At 63.4% G+C, this 17,066-nt stretch carries 16 protein-coding genes; 6 read left to right on the top strand and 10 right to left on the bottom strand.

Annotated elements, in window-relative coordinates; genetic code table 11:
• Window positions 1–43: 43 nt before the first annotated feature.
• From KLP40_RS03705 to KLP40_RS03685, 5 genes are all read left to right on the top strand, one after another.
• Window positions 44–238 carry a hypothetical protein gene (locus KLP40_RS03705; RefSeq protein ID WP_215592295.1) on the top strand — a complete coding sequence of 65 codons (195 nt, stop codon included), beginning with the start codon at window positions 44–46 and terminating at the stop codon, window positions 236–238.
• A complete protein-coding gene (locus KLP40_RS03700) occupies window positions 238–852 on the top strand; it encodes a pentapeptide repeat-containing protein (protein ID WP_215592294.1) in 615 nt (204 codons plus the stop codon). Before KLP40_RS03705 ends, KLP40_RS03700 begins: the two co-directional genes overlap by 1 nt.
• A gap of 159 nt (window positions 853–1,011) precedes the next feature.
• Window positions 1,012–2,553, top strand: a complete 1,542-nt coding sequence (gltX, locus tag KLP40_RS03695) for a glutamate--tRNA ligase (protein ID WP_215592293.1) — start codon at window positions 1,012–1,014, stop codon at window positions 2,551–2,553.
• Between the two features lie 173 nt (window positions 2,554–2,726).
• Complete coding sequence (locus KLP40_RS03690) at window positions 2,727–3,092, top strand: hypothetical protein (protein ID WP_215592292.1); 366 nt, start codon at window positions 2,727–2,729, stop codon at window positions 3,090–3,092.
• Window positions 3,093–3,249: 157 nt separating this feature from the next.
• Complete coding sequence (locus tag KLP40_RS03685) at window positions 3,250–4,032, top strand: TIGR00266 family protein (protein ID WP_215592291.1); 783 nt, start codon at window positions 3,250–3,252, stop codon at window positions 4,030–4,032.
• Between the two features lie 71 nt (window positions 4,033–4,103).
• On the opposite strand, the gene KLP40_RS03680 is transcribed toward KLP40_RS03685, so the two are convergent.
• The 5 genes from KLP40_RS03680 to KLP40_RS03660 all read right to left on the bottom strand — a co-directional run bounded on the left by KLP40_RS03680 (window position 4,104) and on the right by KLP40_RS03660 (window position 9,435).
• A complete protein-coding gene (locus KLP40_RS03680) occupies window positions 4,104–4,286 on the bottom strand; it encodes a hypothetical protein (protein WP_215592290.1) in 183 nt (60 codons plus the stop codon).
• A gap of 194 nt (window positions 4,287–4,480) precedes the next feature.
• Window positions 4,481–5,014 carry a toxin-antitoxin system YwqK family antitoxin gene (locus KLP40_RS03675; RefSeq protein ID WP_215592289.1) on the bottom strand — a complete coding sequence of 178 codons (534 nt, stop codon included), beginning with the start codon at window positions 5,012–5,014 and terminating at the stop codon, window positions 4,481–4,483.
• 22 nt (window positions 5,015–5,036) lie between these two features.
• Window positions 5,037–6,563: a GH3 auxin-responsive promoter family protein gene (locus KLP40_RS03670; protein ID WP_215592288.1), complete on the bottom strand. Its 1,527-nt coding sequence runs from the start codon at window positions 6,561–6,563 to the stop codon at window positions 5,037–5,039.
• Window positions 6,564–6,750: 187 nt separating this feature from the next.
• On the bottom strand, window positions 6,751–7,482 hold the full coding sequence (gene lptB, locus KLP40_RS03665) for an LPS export ABC transporter ATP-binding protein (protein ID WP_215592286.1): 732 nt from the start codon (window positions 7,480–7,482) through the stop codon (window positions 6,751–6,753).
• A 111-nt stretch (window positions 7,483–7,593) separates the two neighbouring features.
• A complete protein-coding gene (locus KLP40_RS03660) occupies window positions 7,594–9,435 on the bottom strand; it encodes a M61 family metallopeptidase (RefSeq protein WP_215592285.1) in 1,842 nt (613 codons plus the stop codon).
• A 157-nt stretch (window positions 9,436–9,592) separates the two neighbouring features.
• Here KLP40_RS03660 and KLP40_RS03655 point away from each other — a divergent pair, with 157 nt between their 5' ends.
• Window positions 9,593–9,952 (top strand): DoxX family protein, encoded by a 360-nt coding sequence (locus KLP40_RS03655; protein ID WP_215592284.1) that lies wholly within the window; start codon window positions 9,593–9,595, stop codon window positions 9,950–9,952.
• Between the two features lie 116 nt (window positions 9,953–10,068).
• On the opposite strand, the gene recJ is transcribed toward KLP40_RS03655, so the two are convergent.
• From recJ to lptC, 5 genes are all read right to left on the bottom strand, one after another.
• On the bottom strand, window positions 10,069–11,793 hold the full coding sequence (recJ, locus tag KLP40_RS03650) for a single-stranded-DNA-specific exonuclease RecJ (protein ID WP_215592283.1): 1,725 nt from the start codon (window positions 11,791–11,793) through the stop codon (window positions 10,069–10,071).
• A gap of 108 nt (window positions 11,794–11,901) precedes the next feature.
• On the bottom strand, window positions 11,902–13,725 hold the full coding sequence (locus KLP40_RS03645) for a tetratricopeptide repeat protein (protein ID WP_246558610.1): 1,824 nt from the start codon (window positions 13,723–13,725) through the stop codon (window positions 11,902–11,904).
• 158 nt (window positions 13,726–13,883) lie between these two features.
• On the bottom strand, window positions 13,884–16,016 hold the full coding sequence (locus KLP40_RS03640; RefSeq protein ID WP_215592282.1) for a peptidylprolyl isomerase: 2,133 nt from the start codon (window positions 16,014–16,016) through the stop codon (window positions 13,884–13,886).
• Window positions 16,017–16,188: 172 nt separating this feature from the next.
• Window positions 16,189–16,470, bottom strand: a complete 282-nt coding sequence (locus KLP40_RS03635) for a hypothetical protein (RefSeq protein WP_215592281.1) — start codon at window positions 16,468–16,470, stop codon at window positions 16,189–16,191.
• Window positions 16,471–16,475: 5 nt separating this feature from the next.
• Window positions 16,476–17,066, bottom strand: a complete 591-nt coding sequence (gene lptC, locus KLP40_RS03630) for an LPS export ABC transporter periplasmic protein LptC (RefSeq protein ID WP_215592280.1) — start codon at window positions 17,064–17,066, stop codon at window positions 16,476–16,478.

The raw sequence follows: 17,066 nt of genomic DNA, 5'->3' as shown, positions 1-17,066 counted from the left end.
ACTTTCTAACTTATCCACTTCCCAACTTATAAACTCAAAAACTATGCGTGAATTAGGCATCTTCTTATTCTGCGCCGGGCTGATTGCCCTGCTGGCGCCTTACCTGCTGCCCGCCAACTTCCGGTTCCCCCTCCTCGATTGGATCTACACCTGGGGCCCGACGGTGGCCTGGGCCATTAAGGGCGGGGCGGTGCTGCTGGGTCTGGGGCTCTGGCTCGGGTTTAAAAACCGCTCCTGATGCGCCGACCGTCCTCCCGCAAAGCCGCCAAAGCCCTGGCCCAACCCATCTATTTTCCGCCCGAGAATGTGTTGCACCGCGTGCTCCCGCCGGAGTTGGAAGGGACGCGCGATTTTGAGCAGTTCCACTTCATCGGGTTCGATTGGAGCGGGGCCGATTTGTCGGGGTGGCGGCTGAGTGAGTGCCGGTTCGAGAACTGCAACCTGGCGGGCGTCACGCTGGCCAATACCAGCCTGCAGAACGTGGCCTTTGCGGGCTGTAAACTGCTGGGCCTGCCGTTCAACGCCTGCCGCGACCTGCTCTTCGACGTGCATTTCGACCGGTGCCAGCTTGATTACGCCTCGTTCTGGGGCAAGGGGATGCCCAATACCCGCTTCGTGGGCTGCTCTCTACGCGAAGCCGATTTCACCCGCACCGACCTCACCAACGCCGTATTCGACGAGTGCGAGCTGCCGGGCGCGGTATTCAGCCAGACCCGCCTGCCGGGCGCCGACTTGCGCACCGCCCGCCACCTCGTGCTCGACCCGGAGCAGAACGAGCTGAAAAAAGCCCGCTTCGCCCTGGCCGGTTTGCCCGGGCTGCTGGGCAAGTATGGCCTTGAGGTGAGTTGGTGATGTAGTGAAATGGTGAGTTTGACGGTCATTCGGAACTGGTGCCGTAGCGCCAACGGGCAGTCTGAACAGGAAACTCACCATTTCACCACTTCCCCAACTCACCTTTCGTACCTTTGCGGCGCGTTTTCTTACCCGACGACGCCGTGAACTCCCTGACTTATGGAAAGAGAAGTACGGGTGCGCTTTGCGCCCAGCCCCACCGGACCGCTGCATATTGGCGGCGTGCGCACTGCGCTGTATAACTATCTGCTGGCCCGCAAGCTGGGCGGCAAGATGCTGCTGCGCATCGAAGACACCGACCAGAACCGCTTCGTGCCCGGCGCCGAGCAGTACATCATGGACTCGCTGCGCTGGTGCGGCATCGAAATCGACGAAGGCATTGAGCAGGGCGGCCCCCACGCCCCCTACCGCCAGAGCGAGCGGAAACCCATGTACCGCCAGTACGCCGACCAGCTCATCAGGGACGGCTACGCTTACTACGCCTTCGATACGCCCGAGGAGCTGGACGCCATGCGCGCCCGCCTCACGGCCGCCAAGGTGCCCAACCCCCAGTACAACAGCATCACCCGGGCCCAGATGCGCAACTCCCTCACCCTGCCGGCCGAGGAAGTGCAGCAGCTGCTGGATTCGGGCGCGCCCTACGTTATCCGCCTGAAAGTGCCCCGCAAGGAGGAAGTCCGCTTCCAGGACCTGATCCGGGGCTGGGTGGTGGTGCACTCCTCGGCCATCGACGACAAGGTGCTGATGAAGTCCGACGGGATGCCGACTTACCACCTGGCCAACATCGTGGACGACCACCTGATGGAAATCACCCACGTGATTCGGGGCGAAGAGTGGTTGCCCTCGGCCCCCCTGCACGTGCTGCTGTACCGCTACCTGGGCTGGGAAAGCACCATGCCCCAGTTTGCCCACCTGCCCCTGCTGCTCAAGCCCGACGGCACCGGCAAGCTCAGCAAGCGCGACGGTGACAAGCTGGGCTTCCCGGTGTTCCCGCTCGAATTCCACGGCACCGACGCCCAGACCGGCGAGCCAACCGTAAGCAGCGGCTACCGTGAGTCGGGCTACCTGCCCGAGGCCTTCATCAACTTCCTGGCCTTCCTGGGCTGGAACCCCGGCACCACCCAGGAGCTGTTCACGATGGATGAGCTGATTGAGAACTTCTCGATTGAGCGCGTGAGCAAGTCGCCGGCCCGCTTCGACCAGAACAAAGTGCGCTGGTTCAACGAGCAGTACCTGCGCGCCAAGCCCGACGCCGAGCTGGCCCAGTACCTCATCACGGACCTCGCGGCCCAGGGCCTGGCCGTGGACGCCGCCAAAGCCGAGCAGATTGCCGCTCTGGTAAAAGAGCGTGCTACCTTCCCGGCCGATCTGGCCCGGGAGGCCCAACTGTTCTTCCAGCGCCCCAGCAGCTACGATGAGCAGGTGATCAGCAAGAAGTGGAACCCTCAAGTAGCCGCCGCCCTCACGGAGTTTGCCGCCCAGCTGCCCGCCCTCCCGGACGCTTCGCCGGAAGGCATCAAGGCCCGCCTGACGGAGGTGCTGGAGGCCCAGGGCGTGAAAATCGGGCAGGTGCTCCAGGCCCTGCGCGTGGCCGTCACCGGCCAGGCCGCCGGCCCCGACCTGATGCACATCATGCACATTCTCGGTCCCCAGGAAACGGCGGAACGCATTCAGGCCGCCGTGGCCGCACTGCCCGCTTAGGTAGCTCCTGCCCTTCCAGCGCTTACCCGAGCCCGCCCGACCTGACGTCGGGCGGGCTTTTTGCTGGCGGGCGGCCAGTGGCCGGGCGGGCACATCTTTCCCCCTGGAGCTTGCGTACCAAGAAGGCGCGGGTTCCGGCCCGGTGCTTTCCATCTACTTCAGCGCCCTGCATCATGGCTAAAAAGTCCGTCAACCCGAAGAAAAAGAACGAGCCCGAGAAAAAAGCACGGGTGCATAAGGAGCTGGAAGGCTTCGAAATCAAGGTAAATCCCCTGGGCGAAATCACCTCTAACTACTCCATTGAGGAAATCAACCAGTTCCTCAACCGCCACGTGCGCGACAAAAAGCTCGTGAACCGCGACGGACAGTTTGGCGAAAAGGACGAGGAGGAAGAAGACCTGCCCGTGGAGGAAGTAGAAGAGTCGGAGGAGGACTTTGTGCGCCGCAGCAGCACCGAGGCCAAAAACAAGAAGCCCAAGGCTAACGCCAAAGGCCAGGAAATCGACGAGGACGAGGAAACGCCCGAAGACGAAGAATAACGCTCCGGCGGCGTACAGAAGCGCGCCATGCCCGGTGGCGGGACGTTGGCAGGGCTGTCGGTTGACAGCTTCTGCCGGCTCTCCGCTTCCCGGCATGGCGCGCTTTTATGCGTCTTTTGCTATACTTGACTTATCCTTTCCACTTTTTCTTCCTCTGATGCAGTCTCACGAAATCGACTACAAAATCATCGGCAACGACATTCAGGTGCTCGAAGTCGAGCTGGATCCTAACGAAACGGTGGTGGCCGAGGCCGGTGCCATGGTGTACATGAGCGAGGATATTGCCTTCGAAACCAAAATGGGCGACGGTTCGGAAGCCAACCAGAGCATCATGGGCAAGCTGTTTTCGGCCGGTACACGCCTGCTCACCGGCGAGTCGCTGTTTATGACCCACTTCACCCACCGCGGCAGCTACGGCAAGGCGCACGTGGCGTTTTCGGCCCCCTACCCCGGTACCATCATCGCCCTGAATATGCGCGACCTGCCCCAGGGCCTGATTGTACAGAAGGACGGGTTTCTGGCCGCGGCCAAGGGCACCAAGATCAGCATTCACCTCAACCAGAAGCTGGGCGCGGGCTTTTTCGGGGGCGAAGGCTTTATTCTGCAGAAAATAACCGGCGACGGCCGCGCCTTCGTGCACGCGGGCGGTACGGTTATCGAGAAGCACCTCAATAACGAGCTGCTGCGCGTCGATACGGGCTGCGTAGTGGCTTTCGAGCCCGGTATCGACTTCAGCATTGCCCGGGCCGGGGGCCTCAAGTCCATGATTTTCGGGGGCGAAGGCTTGCTGCTGGCCACCCTGCGCGGCACCGGCCGGGTGTGGCTGCAATCGATGCCCGTCAAGAAGCTCATCCAGGCTCTGGCCCCGAATGGCAGCAATGCCCGCAAGGAAAGCGGCAGCGTATTGGGCGGCCTCGTTGGCGGTATCCTCGACGAATAACAAGCAACTGCGCCGTTTTGGCTGCCCTGGGGCGGTCAAAACGGCGTAGCGGCCGAAGAGCAACGGCAGACTTAGTGGACGGCGTTGGCAGCAATAACGCCCAGACTCGCGAGCAAGGCAAAAGCAATGAGGCCGAGAATACCAGCCGTGATATAGCGGGAGCGTTTTTCCGCCTTCTCTTCGGCTTGCAGGCGGCTGTAACTACGGCGGCGGCGGCCGCCCGAACGGTGTGTTGGGGTGGTAACGGCGGACATAATGTGGGAATTTGGGGGCGGGAACGAAGCGAAATATAGACTTTTTTCCAATAATAGTTCAAGCCTAACGCCCGCTAAAATCAGCGACAGGATTGCTACTATTCCGGGTCTAACTTACGGCAGGCTATGGGGCAGCGGATTTTCTACTGTGATTTTTCCCACGACTATCTCGCTTTCACTATCCCTTTAACGTCCTATTCAGATTTTTTACTGGAAATAGTCTCGCCCGCCGGCGTAGTGAGCGGGGTATCTTGTTTTATGCCATTAGTGTAGTATTCCGACGGTAGGGGCCGGCCCGAGGAGGCATAGCAGCGCCACTCCCCAAACCAGAAAAACTGGACCGACGAGGCGTTGTCCACGTAACGGGCGCGCCCGCGCTTGGCGACGCGCCCGTTGGGATGGTACACGGTAAGCGTTACCAAGCCGGCCCGGTGGAAATGCTCGGTACGCTCCCGTTGGCCGCTCGGGCTGTAGTAGTGCCACCTCCCCACCGTCTGCCCGTGGCGGTAGCGCCCCCGGTTGGCTAGGTGGTGCTCCGCCGCATCGAAATACGCCCGCCAGGGGCCGTGGCGGTAGTCGCCGCTACGGTCGAAGCGGTTGCGGGACCAGAAGCCGATGGGGCCGCGGGGCGGCTTGGTGGCACAGCCGGTCAGGCTGAGCGCTACGGCCAGGGCCAGAAGGGCCGGCAATAAGGCAGAAGCGGATAGGGTCATAGCAAGCGCGGACATGTGGCGCGCAGGCTAGGTACAACTATTTTTTTAGTTGTAAAAGGATTTCGTCCAGCAGCTCCCGGGAATTGCTCAGGCGCGGCACTTTGTGCTGGCCGCCCAGCTTGCCCCGGCCCGCCAGCCAGCGCTCAAACGTGCCCGCCGGAGCCACGGTCAGGGTGGGCAGCGTGAGGGCCAGGTCGCGGTGGCGCTTGGCGTCGTAGTCGGAGTTGAGCTGGCGCAGGGTATCGTCGAGCACCTGCGTAAAGCGGGCCGCATCGGCAGGCGGGTGAGTAAACTCGACCAGCCACTGGTGGCCGCCCCGGGAAGCGCCGTCGTGGGCCGTGAAGTAGATGGGAGCGGCAGTGTAGTCGCGGACAGTGGTGGCGGTGGCGCGGCAGGCGGCGGCCAGGGCAGCATCGGCGTGCTCCACTACCACTTCCTCGCCGAAGGCATTGAGGAAGTGCTTGGTACGCCCGCTGATGCGGATCCGGTACGGGGCCAGGGAGGTAAAGCGCACCGTATCGCCGATTTTGTAGCGCCACAGGCCCGCATTGGTACTGATGAGCAGGGCGTAAGTGCGGCCCAGTTCCACCTCCGCCAGCCCGATGGCCCGGGGCTCGGAAACGTCCCACTGGTTTTGGGGCAGGAATTCGTAGTAGATGCCGTGGTCGAGCAGCAGTAGCAGGTCCTCGGAATCGGGCTCATCCTGGAGGGCCAGGTAGCCTTCGGAGGCATTGTACACTTCGAGGTAGTGCATCCGCGGGCTGGGGATAAGCTGGCGGAACAGCTCCCGGTAGGGCCCGAAGGCCACCGCCCCGTGCAGAAACAGCCCCAGACGGGGCCACACGTCGTGCAGCGAATCGGTGCCGGCCAGCGCCAGCACCCGGCGCAGCAGCACGATCATCCAGGTGGGCACGCCGGCCAGCACCCGCACATCCTGGGTGAGCACGTGGCGGGCAATGCGTTCAATCTTCTCCTCCCACTCCTCCAGCAGGGCCAGCTCCAGCGGCGGGGTACGCACAAACTCGGCCCAGGCAGGCAGATTCTGCATAATCACGGCCGACACGTCGCCGGCGCGGGAAGAAGCATCGTCGGGGCGCAGGGGGTTGGGGCCGTGGGTGCCACCCAGGGAAAGCGTCTTGCCAGCCAGAATGCCCACCTCGGGGTAATGAAGGGTAGCCAGGGCCGTCATGTCGCGGCCGGCGCGGTAGTGGCCGTCATGGAGGGCCGCGCGGGTGACAGGAATGTACTTACTGCGGGCGTTGGTGGTGCCACTGCTTTTGGCGAACCACTCTACCCGGCCGGGCCAGAGCACATCGGCCTCTCCGCGCATCACCCGCTCCAGCTCCGGAAACAGCTCCTCGTAGCTGCTCACGGGCACGCGCTGAGCAAACTCCCGGGCCGAGGGCGCATCGGGGTAGCCGTAACGACGGCCCCAGTCAGTACCGCGGGCCGTTAGCAGCAGCTCCCGGCGCAGCTGCTCCTGCACCTCGTGCGGGTGTTGGCGGAAATGCTCAATGCTGGCCAGTCGGCGCTGCACGGCCCAGGTCAGAACGGTGCCAATCATGTATTCAGTTGTCAGTTGCCGGTTGTTAGTTGCCGGTAAAGAACGTCATTCAGAGCGAAGCGAAAAGTATTGCGTGTTGCAGCGAATAGTCATTATAACGTCAGCACGTGAGATTCTTCGCTTCGCTCTGACTGACGTTCTTTTCATCATGCCCCTGACAACTGACAACTATTAACTAGCAACTAAATCAGACTTTGCGCTTGAGCTCGAAGTGCTTGCCCAGGTACACGCGGCGCACCATTTCGTCGGCGGCCAGCTCTTCGGCGGTGCCGGCTTTGAGCAGCTTGCCTTCGAAGAGCAGGTAGGCCCGGTCCACGATGCTGAGCGTTTCGTTCACGTTGTGGTCGGTGATGAGGATGCCGATGTTCTTGTGCTTGAGCTTGGCCACGATGCCCTGAATTTCCTCCACCGCAATGGGGTCGACGCCGGCGAAGGGCTCATCGAGGAGCACGAATTTGGGGTCCACGGCCAGGGCGCGGGCAATTTCGGTGCGCCGCCGCTCCCCCCCGCTCAGCACCCGGCCCAGGTTTTTGCGCACGTGGGTCAGGCTGAACTCGTTGAGCAGCTCCTCCACCTTGTCGCGCTGGGCCTGCTTGGGCATATCGGTCATTTCCAGCACCGAGAGTACATTTTCCTCCACCGTCAGGTCGCGGAACACGGAAGCTTCCTGGGCCAGGTAGCCGATGCCGAGGCGGGCGCGCTGGTAGATGGGCAGCTTCGTGATGTCGCGGTCATCGAGGAAGACCTTGCCCTCGTTGGGCTTCACCATGCCTACCGTCATGTAGAAGGAAGTGGTTTTGCCGGCTCCGTTCGGCCCCAACAGGCCCACGATTTCGCCCTGCTCCACGTGCAGCGACATATCGTTCACCACCGTGCGCGACTTATACTTCTTAACCAGGTGCTCAGCGCGTAGAATCATCTTGAGGTTGTAAGGCGGGAAGTTAATACGTTAGAAAGTTGAGCCGTCCGGTATGGGGCGCCGTTATTCAGAATCAGTACCCACTTTCTGACTTCTCACCTTTTAAACTTTCTAACTCCCTTTCAGCAGCGCGTCCTGGAGCTGCTGCTGGGTGGGCGTGGGCGAAGGCACGGATTCGACGAGGTTCTTGACCTGCACCTCGAACTCCTTGGGCGTGGCTTCCAGCTCCTGCACCGCGCCGCCGCTGCCGTGGCGGAATTTGAGGCGCACTGCCTCGGCGGTGGCGGGCTCCACGAGGGGGCGCAGCAGCTGCTCGGCGTTCTGCATGGTGAGGGCCTGGTTGTTGACGGCCACGATAACGTCGCCTTCGGCCAGCCCGAAGGCGTTCTGCGCGGGCTTGGTTTTGGCGGCCCGGAACTGGTCCTTGCTCTGGTCGTAGGCGAAGCCCAGGTTCCCGAAGGCCTTGATGCGGGCGTTGGCCACCGGCTGGTACACCCACCCGATTTTGCCCAGGTACTCAGCCAGGGGTAGCGGCTCGGCGCCCTGCACGTAGCGGCCGAAGAAGGTCCCGATTTCGGGGTTGGTGAGGGCCACGATTTCGGGAATCAGGGCGGCATCCTCGAACGAGCGGGTGGGGCCGTACTTCTCGCGCAGAGCCAGCAGCACGTCGCGCAGGGTCTGGCGGCCCTGGCTCAGCTCCCGCAGGCGGATATCGAGCAGCAGGCCGATGAGGGCACCCTTGTCGTACACGTTCTCATACATGTCCTGGTAGGGTGCCTCCAGAATGTGCTTGCTCATCTCGGTGAACGACACCGCAGGGTGCTTCTCGGCCTTATCAATTTTCTGCTTGATGCGCGCCTGGAACTCGGCGGGCGTGGTCAGGCCGCCCTGCACCTGCACCAGCTGCGAGACGTACTCCGTCACGCCCTCGTAGAGCCACAAGTGCTGCGACATCTGAGGGTTGCGGAAATCAAACTCCCCGATTTCGCGGGAGTGAATGTTGAGCGGGGCCAGCATGTGCAGAAACTCGTGCGAGGCCACTTCCAGCACCATGCTTTGCAGACGGGCCGGGTCGGGCACCTCGGGCAGGAAGTAGAGCGAGGAGTAGCTGTGCTCCATGGCCCCGTAGCCGCCCTTTTCGCTGCTCAGCGGCGAGTTCAGGCTGGGGAAGTAGAACAGGAACTGGTAGCGCGGCACCGGCATCTTGCCGAAGTACCTGGTCAGAGCCTCCGACATGGGCCGCAGCATCCGGCTCACGTCGGCCGCCTTCACGGCGCCGGTTTCCGAGAGGACGGCCACCGAAATGCGGGCCCCGCCGGTGCTGAAGCTGGCCGTATCGGGCTGGGCATACAGAATGGGGCCGTCGGCCAGCGTCACGTAATCGGGGGCCGTGAACACGTCCTGGGTGGCCGAGGGGCGGCGGGCGGACAGGGCGGTGGCGCCGTAGAGGGTGGCCGGTTTGAGCACGTCCACCTCGTAGGGCTGCATTTTGTAGCCCTCGAAGTAGCCGTAGAAGCCGTAGTGGTTGATGGTGAAGTTGCGGCCGGCATCGATGTTGGTGCCGCCGGGCTGGAAGATAAACTGGTCGTCCTGCTTGGCGTCCCAGGTATCATCCACGAGGTATTCGAGGCGGGCGAGCTGACGGGCGTTGCTGATGACGAACAGGTTGGGGCCGTCGTTTTTCACCTTCAGGGTCTTGCCGTTCTTATCGAAGGCCTTGAAGCCCGTCACGAAGCGGCCGTAATCCTTCTTGGAGTACGAGCCGGGCACCACCGAGGGCATCACGTAGGTGGCCTGGTCTTCCTGAATAGTCGGCGTGTTGATGACCACCTTCACCCGGTCGTTGGTCACGTGCTCCAGGTCGAGGCGGATGCGGTAGCCGGCGGGCTGCTGGGCCAGGACCCCCGTGGCCGTAGCCAGACTCAGGCCCAGGGCCAGCGGAAATAATTTCATGCGCTAAAAACAGATAGAGGTGAATACGGCACTAACGCCCCCACGAAGGTACGTAGTGTTCGGAAGCTACCAGCTTTCCGCGGCAAGCGGCACGCTCGACCGGGTTGCTACTCTCCTATGCCTAGCTTGCGGCTTATACCTGACTGCTTGCCGCTCCATGAACCTAAAATCCATCGGCCGCCTGGTGCTGGCGCTGCTGTTTCTGAATGCCGGGCTGCTGCACTTTCTGCGGCCCGAGGGGTTTGTGCGCATCGTGCCGCCCTACCTGCCCCAGCCGCTGCTGCTGGTGTACCTGAGCGGGGCCGCCGAAATTGCCGGGGCCTTAGGGCTGCTGGTGCCCGCCACCCGCCGCTGGGCCGCCGGGGGCCTGGTGGCCCTGCTGGTGGCCGTATTTCCGGCCAACGTGTACATGCTGCAAACCGGCGGCGCGGGCCTGTCGGTGCCGGAGTGGGCCCTATGGGTGCGCCTGCCGTTGCAGCTGGTCCTGATGGCGTGGGCGTGGTGGGTGCGGCGGTGAAATGGTGAGCTGGTGAAATGGTGAGTTTGATGTTCAACTGGTCCTAACCGCACCATCTGCGTAGACAGGACCGGCCGAACATCAAACTCACCATTTCACCAGCTCACCATTTCACCTTACTTCTCCCAGCGGATGTCCTTCACGCGGAGCTGGAGGGTTTTGGTGCCGCGGTATTCATTGATTTCCACGGTATAGCACACGCTGAAGGGCTGGCCCTGCCGGATCCGGTCATAGTAGTCGCCCAGACCGAAGCCGATGGCGTCCACGCTGCGGTGGCCGTCCTGGGTGAGGGCCAGCTTGAGGTGGGAGTTGCCCACAATGCGCACCGAATCGGGGGTGGCGTACACCTGCTCGGAGGCGAAAACGGGGTTGGGATTACCCGGGCCAAAGGGCTCCATCTGACTCAGCAACCTGTAAAACGACGGCGTAATGTCGCTCAGCTGCACGGTGCAGTCGATTTCGACGGGCGGAATGAGCTGCTCGGGCCGGATGCGGCCGGCCACAATCTGCTCGAACTTGGCCCGGAAGGCCGGCACGTTTTCCACGGGCAGGGTGAGGCCGGCGGCGTACATGTGGCCCCCGTACTGGTCGAGCAGCTCGGCGCACTCCTCAATGGCCTGGTGCACATCGAACCCCACCACCGAGCGGGCCGAGCCGGTGGCCTTGCCGTTGCTCTCGGTGAGGATGATGGTGGGCCGGTAGTACTTATCGAGGCAGCGCGAGGCCACGATGCCCACCACGCCTTTGTGCCAGCCTTCCTTGAACAGCACGGTGCTGGAGGCGGTGCGCAGGACCTCGTCGTCCTCAATCATGGCCAGCGCCTCCTTCGTGATGCTGGTATCGAAGCCGCGGCGCTCCTGGTTGGTTTTGTCCACCACGCCGGCCTTTTCCTTGGCCTGCTCGGCGCTGTCGGCCAGCAGCATGGCCACCGCCCGCTTGGCGTCGCCCATGCGGCCGGCGGCATTGATGCGGGGCGAAAAGCCGAACACGAGGCTGCTGATGTTGAGGTCGGTGGTTTGCAGGCCGGCCAGCTCGCGCAGGGCGTCGAAGCCGGGGCGCTGGCGGCGGGCCCGGTCGTTGAGCAGGCGCAGGCCGTGGTAGGCCAGAATGCGGTTCTCGCCGTAAATGGGCACGATGTCGGCGGCAATGCTCACGGCCACCAGGTCCAGCAGCTCGTGCAGCTCGGCGGTGGGCAGGCCCTGGTGCTCGGTGAAGGCCTGCATCAGCTTGAAGCCCACGCCGCAGCCGCTCAGCTCCTTGAACGGGTACGGGCAGTCGGCGCGCTTGGGGTCGAGCACGGCCACCGCGGCGGGCAGCTCGGCACCGGGCAAGTGGTGGTCGCAGATGATAAAGTCCACGCCCCGCTCGTTGGCGTAGGCCACCTTATCCACCGATTTCACGCCGCAGTCGAGGGCAATGATGAGCTGGTAGCCTTCCGCCTGGGCGTAGTCGATACCGGCTTCCGAAACCCCGTAGCCTTCCTTGTAACGGTCGGGAATGTAGTACTCAATGCGCTCGGGCCCGAAGAACCGGCAGAGGTAGCTGTAGACCAAGGCCACGGAGGTGGTACCGTCCACGTCGTAGTCCCCGAACACCAGTACCCGCTCGCCGGCGTGCAGGGCCCGCACGAGGCGGTCCACGGCGCGGTCCATGTCGCGCATCAGCAGCGGGTCAGGCAGCTGGCTCAGGTCGGGCCGGAAGTAGGCGCGGGCCTCCTCAAAGGTGCACACCTGCCGCTGGCAGAGCAGGCGGACGATGGCCTCGTTGACGCGCAGTGCGTCGGCCAGGTGCCGGACTGGTGCAGCGTCGGGCGCAGGCTTACGAATCCACCGTTTTTCCATAATCTCACAGTCGCCCTATAGGGAGCGCACCTTCAAAAGTAACCAATCGAGCACGGACTAGCGCGTAATTCCGGGATTTTGTAGCCCCGGCCGGGCCAGCCGGCGTGCCTATTGGTTCACGTCGCCGCGCAGCTGGCGGAACCGTTTGCGGGCTTCAGCCACGTAGATGCTGCCGGGGTATTTGGTGATGACCTGCTGGTAGAGCTGCTGGGCCTGCGCGCGGTCCTGGAGGTTTTCCTGCTGGATGGTGGCGGCCAGAAACAGGGCGTCGTCGCTGAGCACGTCGTACTTGGGGTTGCTGGTGATGCGCTCCAGGGTGCTGAGGGCCCCGGCGTAGTCGGCGGTGCGGCGCAGCAGCTGGGCCTTGAGGTACCAGGCCTCATCCTGAAGGGCATGGCCGGGGTATTTTACCAGCAGGGCATCGAGGCCGCGCAGGGCTTCGGGCACCTTGTTCTGAAACACGAGCTGCTCCACCACGGCGTAGTCGCGCAGGGCCAGGCCGGCGGTGTCCATGGCCGTGTTGTCGGTGATGAGCAAGCTGAGCTGCATGGCATCGTTGGCAATTTCGCGGCTGGTGGCCTGCTTGAGAATGTCGAGGTGGGACTTGGCCAGCTTGAAGTCGCCGGCGAAGTAACTCAGGCGGGCGTTGCGCAGCTTGGCGTCGTAGCCCAGGGGCGTATCCTTGTGCGACTTCTCCACCTGCGAATACAGCAGCGTAGCCTCCCAGGGCTCGGCCCGCAGCACGTAGATATCGGCCAGGTCGATTTTGGCCTGATCCACCACCTCCAGGCTGGCGCGGGGCATGGCGATAACCTCATTGAGCAGCTTCATGGCCGGCTCCTGCTCGCCGAGCTGGAAGGCCAGCAGGGCGGCCATGCTCCGCAGCACGGGCGCTGTTTCGGGCGTACGGCCCAGGTCGGTGAGCACCTGCTCGTACTCGCGCAGCAGGCTCTGCAGCTGGGCCACGTTCACCGGATACGTCGTCCGGACCTGATCCTCGCGGGTTTGCACCAGGCGCTGGCGGGCCAGGGCGTAGTAGGGCTTGCCGGGGTACTCGCGGGCCACGTACTGGTAGCCGGCAATGGCGTTTTCGTAGTCCTTGTTGCGGCGGGCAATTTCGGCCACTTCCAGCACCCGCTGGCCCTCAGTGCGCCCCCGCCGGTCGAGGGCCTTGGCCTGCACCAGCGCCCCCATGAAGTCGCGGCGCTGCACCTGCAGCCAGAGCAGCAGTTCGCTGTACACGGGCCGCTCAGGGTTGCGTTGTACCAGCGTGAGCAGCTCCTTTTCCAGGGTTATAAAGTCCTGATCGTTCTGGAGGCTGTTCTGGAGCATGTTGCGCACAAAGGGGAGCTGGCGCTCATCGTCGCGCACCAGGCGCAGGGTTTCCACCATCAGCTGGCTGGTCTGGCCAGCGCGGGTATAGAGCTGGATGAGCTGGGGGCCGAATTCGGTTTCGTTGGCGGCCAGCTCGCGGCCGCGCAGGTAGGTGCGGGTGGTCCAGGCGGGCAGGTTGAGCTGCTGGAACTCCGTGGCCACGGGCACTACTTGGTCGGGGGTCAGCTGGCTGAGGGTCCGCTCCCACTGCCTGCGGGCGGCGGCCGAGTCGGCGGTGGCGGCGTACACCTGCCCGAGCGTCACGCCCAGGGCCACTTCCCCGGGCCGCTGCTTCTGGGCCCGCTTCACGAGCTTCTCGGCATCTTTAGTGCGGCCCAGGGCCTGGAGGGCCGCCAGGTAGTCGGGCAGGATGTTGGGGGCGGCCTGCTCGTCGTTGCGCAGGCGACCGAACAGGAAGGCGGCCTTCTCGTGCTCGCCCTTGCGCGCATACTCGCGGGCCAGCTGCACGTTGCTGTCCTCGGGCCCCTGGGCCCGGACCGCCGGCGCCACCGCCAGCAGCGTGGCGCCCAACATCATTCCACCCACCAAGTTTTTCATAAGCAGCTAACGAAGAGTACCGGCCGGAAGTGCCATTTGGGGACCGGGGGTCTGGGGGCCTGGGGCTCATTCCTCCACCTCCCGGTACGGGCACAAAAAAAGGACCGTCCCCGAAGGTACGGTCCTTTTGCTTTTCGGTCCGCGAAGCGGCTTGGCGCTTAGAAGAACTTCGAGCGGTTGTCGGTTACGTTGGCCTGCTGCTTGATGGCTTCGTAGATGAGGCCATCGGCCCGGGCCGTGCGCTGGGCGGCCAGCTGCTGGCGGGCGGCCTGCACGTCGGCGGCGGCGGGGGCGGGCGTGGTGCTGGTGGGTTCCACGATCAGCACGCCCTGCTCGCCGGCAATCGGGGCCGATTTCTGGCCCACTTTCAGCCCGAAGGCGCGGCCCACGGCCACCGGCTCGCTGCCGAGGCCCGGAATCATGGCCTGACCCAGTACCACGTTGTCGGCCGTTTTCACCTGGGCGCCGTTGCCGTAGGCCTGGGCGATTTGCTCCAGGGTGCCTTTGGCGGCGCTCAGCTTCTGCTTGATCTGCTCGGCTTTCAGCTCATTGCGCACCAGCGCCGTTACCTCGGGCTTCACGCTGGCTACATCAGCAGTGCCCTTGCTCCGCTCCCCGGTCAGGACGGCAATAACGTACTGGTCGCCGATTTCGAAGGCCGGCGACACATCGCCGATGCCCTGGGCGCCGGGGCCCTGGGAGCCATCGGCCCCGTAAGCCCAGCGCACCAGGTCGCGGGCACCCTGGAGGTTATTCACAGCCTGGTCGCCGCGGCCGAGACCTTTGGCTTCTGATTTCTGCAGGCTCTTGTCGGCGGCAATAGCCTTACGGAACGACTCCAGGTCGGTGGCCTGGCCCTTCAGCTCCTGGGCCTTGTTGTAGGCGGCGTCGCGGGTACCTTCGGTGGGCTGGATGCTCTTCTGTACCGTGGCCACCTGGTAGGTCTGGGCCGTTTTGGGGGCCGTGATTTTGATGATGTGGTAGCCAAACGAGGTCTTCACCAGGTTGGGCAGCAAGCCGGCTGAGGAAGCGCCGAACACGGCCTTCTCGAACTCGGGCACCATGCGGCCCTGCTGGAACCAGCCCAGGTCGCCGCCGGTGGCGGTGGTGCCATCCGAGCCGTACTGGCGGGCCATGGCGGCGAAATCCGCCCCGCCCTTGATCTGGTTGAGCACGTCCGTGGCCTTGGCTTTGGCGGCGGCATCGGCCTCGGGCGTGGTGCCGTCGGCCTTGATGAGGATGTGGCTGGCGCGGGCGGCTGCCTGGGCGCCGGCTTTCTGGCCGCTCACTTTGTAGAGCGAGTAGGTGCCGTTTTCGGCGTAAGGGCCGTACACTTTACCTACCTGCAGGGGCAGCTGCTCGCGCAGTTTCTCGGGCATATCGGCCGGCGAGAGGTAGGCGGGGCTGGTGGGGTTCTCGGAGTTTAGCTTCACGAAGGCCGAATCGACGGGGGCGGCGGCGAACTGGGTGGCCAGCTCGTTCACGCTGGTCTGGATGGTGGTGCTGTCTTCCCGCGAAGCCGTTACCGGAATGGTCACGTACTCAATGGTGCGGCCGTCTTCCACCTTATAGCGGCCCTTGTTCTTGTCAATGTAAGCCTGGATCTGCGCGTCGGTCACTTTCAGGCTCGAATCCGACACCGTGAAGTAAGGCACGAAGAGGTAGCGCAGGTTCACCTGGGCAGCCTGGGCTTCGTTGTAGCGCTTGGCTTCGGCCGTAGTCACGTAAGTGCTCATTTTGAGCAGGTTGTTGTACTTGGTGCCGAGGCGCTCGGGGCGCAGGTTGTTCTCGAAGTTGGCAAAGGCAGCCTGGGCCTGGGGGTCCATCTTGTCGAGGTTGCGCAGGTACTCCTTCACCTTCGTCACGTCGAACTGGCCGGTTTGCGGGTCCGTGAAGGCCTGGCGGATGCTGGGGTGCACGTTGTTGCCCTGTACCATGTCGGTCAGCTCGTCGTCGGACACTTTCAGGCCCAGCTCGTCGAACTGCTTCTGGAAGGCAATGCGGTAGAGCATCTGGTTCCAGGCCTGGTCGCGCAGGTAGCCCATGGTCTGCTCATCGGGCTGGCGGCCCTGCTGCTGAACAAAGGACTGCTTGGCCTGCTCCAGGGTAGCCTGAAACTGGTCGTAATCCACCTTCTCGCCGGCAATTTCGCCAACCGAGCGGTCATTGCGACCAAAGAAGCTGTTCTGGCCGGTGAACAGGTCCCCGCCCACCATGAACAGCAGCAGGCCGATAATGATGGCGCCGACGGCCCAGCCCGATTTTTCCCGGATCGTGTTAATTAATGCCATTTACTTGAAAAAAAGCGCAGTAAGAAAAGGTGAATGAGGCGCAAAATAACCAAAAAAGATGGTCAATAGATAATGTCGGACAAAAGCAATCCGCCCGGCCGGAACGGTCGGGCGGATGCGTGCAGGCCGCAGGGCAGTTGGGGCTGCCTGAGGGGGAAGGCGGCGGCGGCCCCTACTTCCTCTTTTTGAGCTTGCGCCCGGTTTTGGCCGTTGTTTTAGCGGCCGCCCGGGCAGCCGCCTGCTGAGCGGCCTCGGCGGCGGCTTCCTTGTCGCGCTGACGCAGGTAGCGCACCGCGATGATGCAGCCAAACGCTATCATGAACAGCCAGTAGTTATCGTAGAGGCCTTCGAGGCCGCCGGTAACCAGCGTGCCGTAGGTGGCAATCACGAACGTGAACACCCCCAGCACGAACAATATGGTCCGGCTGATGCCGGGGTCCCAGAAGCGTTTCATAGGCGTTAGCGGTTGGTGGGCGCGGGCGCCGCGGTGGGGGCATCCTGCAACGTGAACACGCCGGTGGGCGTGAGGATGCGGTACCAGGAGAAATCCTGGTTGGCCTTCAGGCCCCGGCCCGTAAGTACCTCGGTGGGCGTGGTTACCTTGATTTCGGTTTGCTCCTTGGTGTAAATCGAGGCCTTGTTCTGATCGTAGAAGGCCTCCTCGGTATTCATGCGCTGCTGCTTGGGCACGTTGGCTACGCGCACGTCGCCGCGCATGGTATAGAGGCTCTTGTTCTTCTCGAACTTGCCGTACTTGCCCGTGATGGTGTTGATTACCGTCTCCCCATCGGTATCGAGGAAAGTGAGCTTCACGCCCTTCGGATACTCCGAGTCGCCGGACTCGTAGTCCTGTTGCAGGGGGGCCGTGAGGCGCACCCGCAGCCGGGCCGAGTCGCTGACGAGCATGAGCACGTTCTCGGTTTCCAGCATCGGCCCCTTGTAGTCCACGGCTTTCACCGGCGCCGCTTCATCGGCCGGGTGGCAGGCGGAAGCCAGCAGGGCCGTGGCCAGCAGCAGCCCCCAGGTCTGGAAAAGCGGGCGGACGTACAT

It is taken from the genome of Hymenobacter piscis, assembly GCF_018760735.1.
Classification (GTDB): Bacteria; Bacteroidota; Bacteroidia; order Cytophagales; family Hymenobacteraceae; genus Hymenobacter; species Hymenobacter piscis.
The sequence above is the reverse complement of the archived record's forward strand: the minus strand, read 5'-3'. Positions and strand labels throughout refer to the sequence as shown.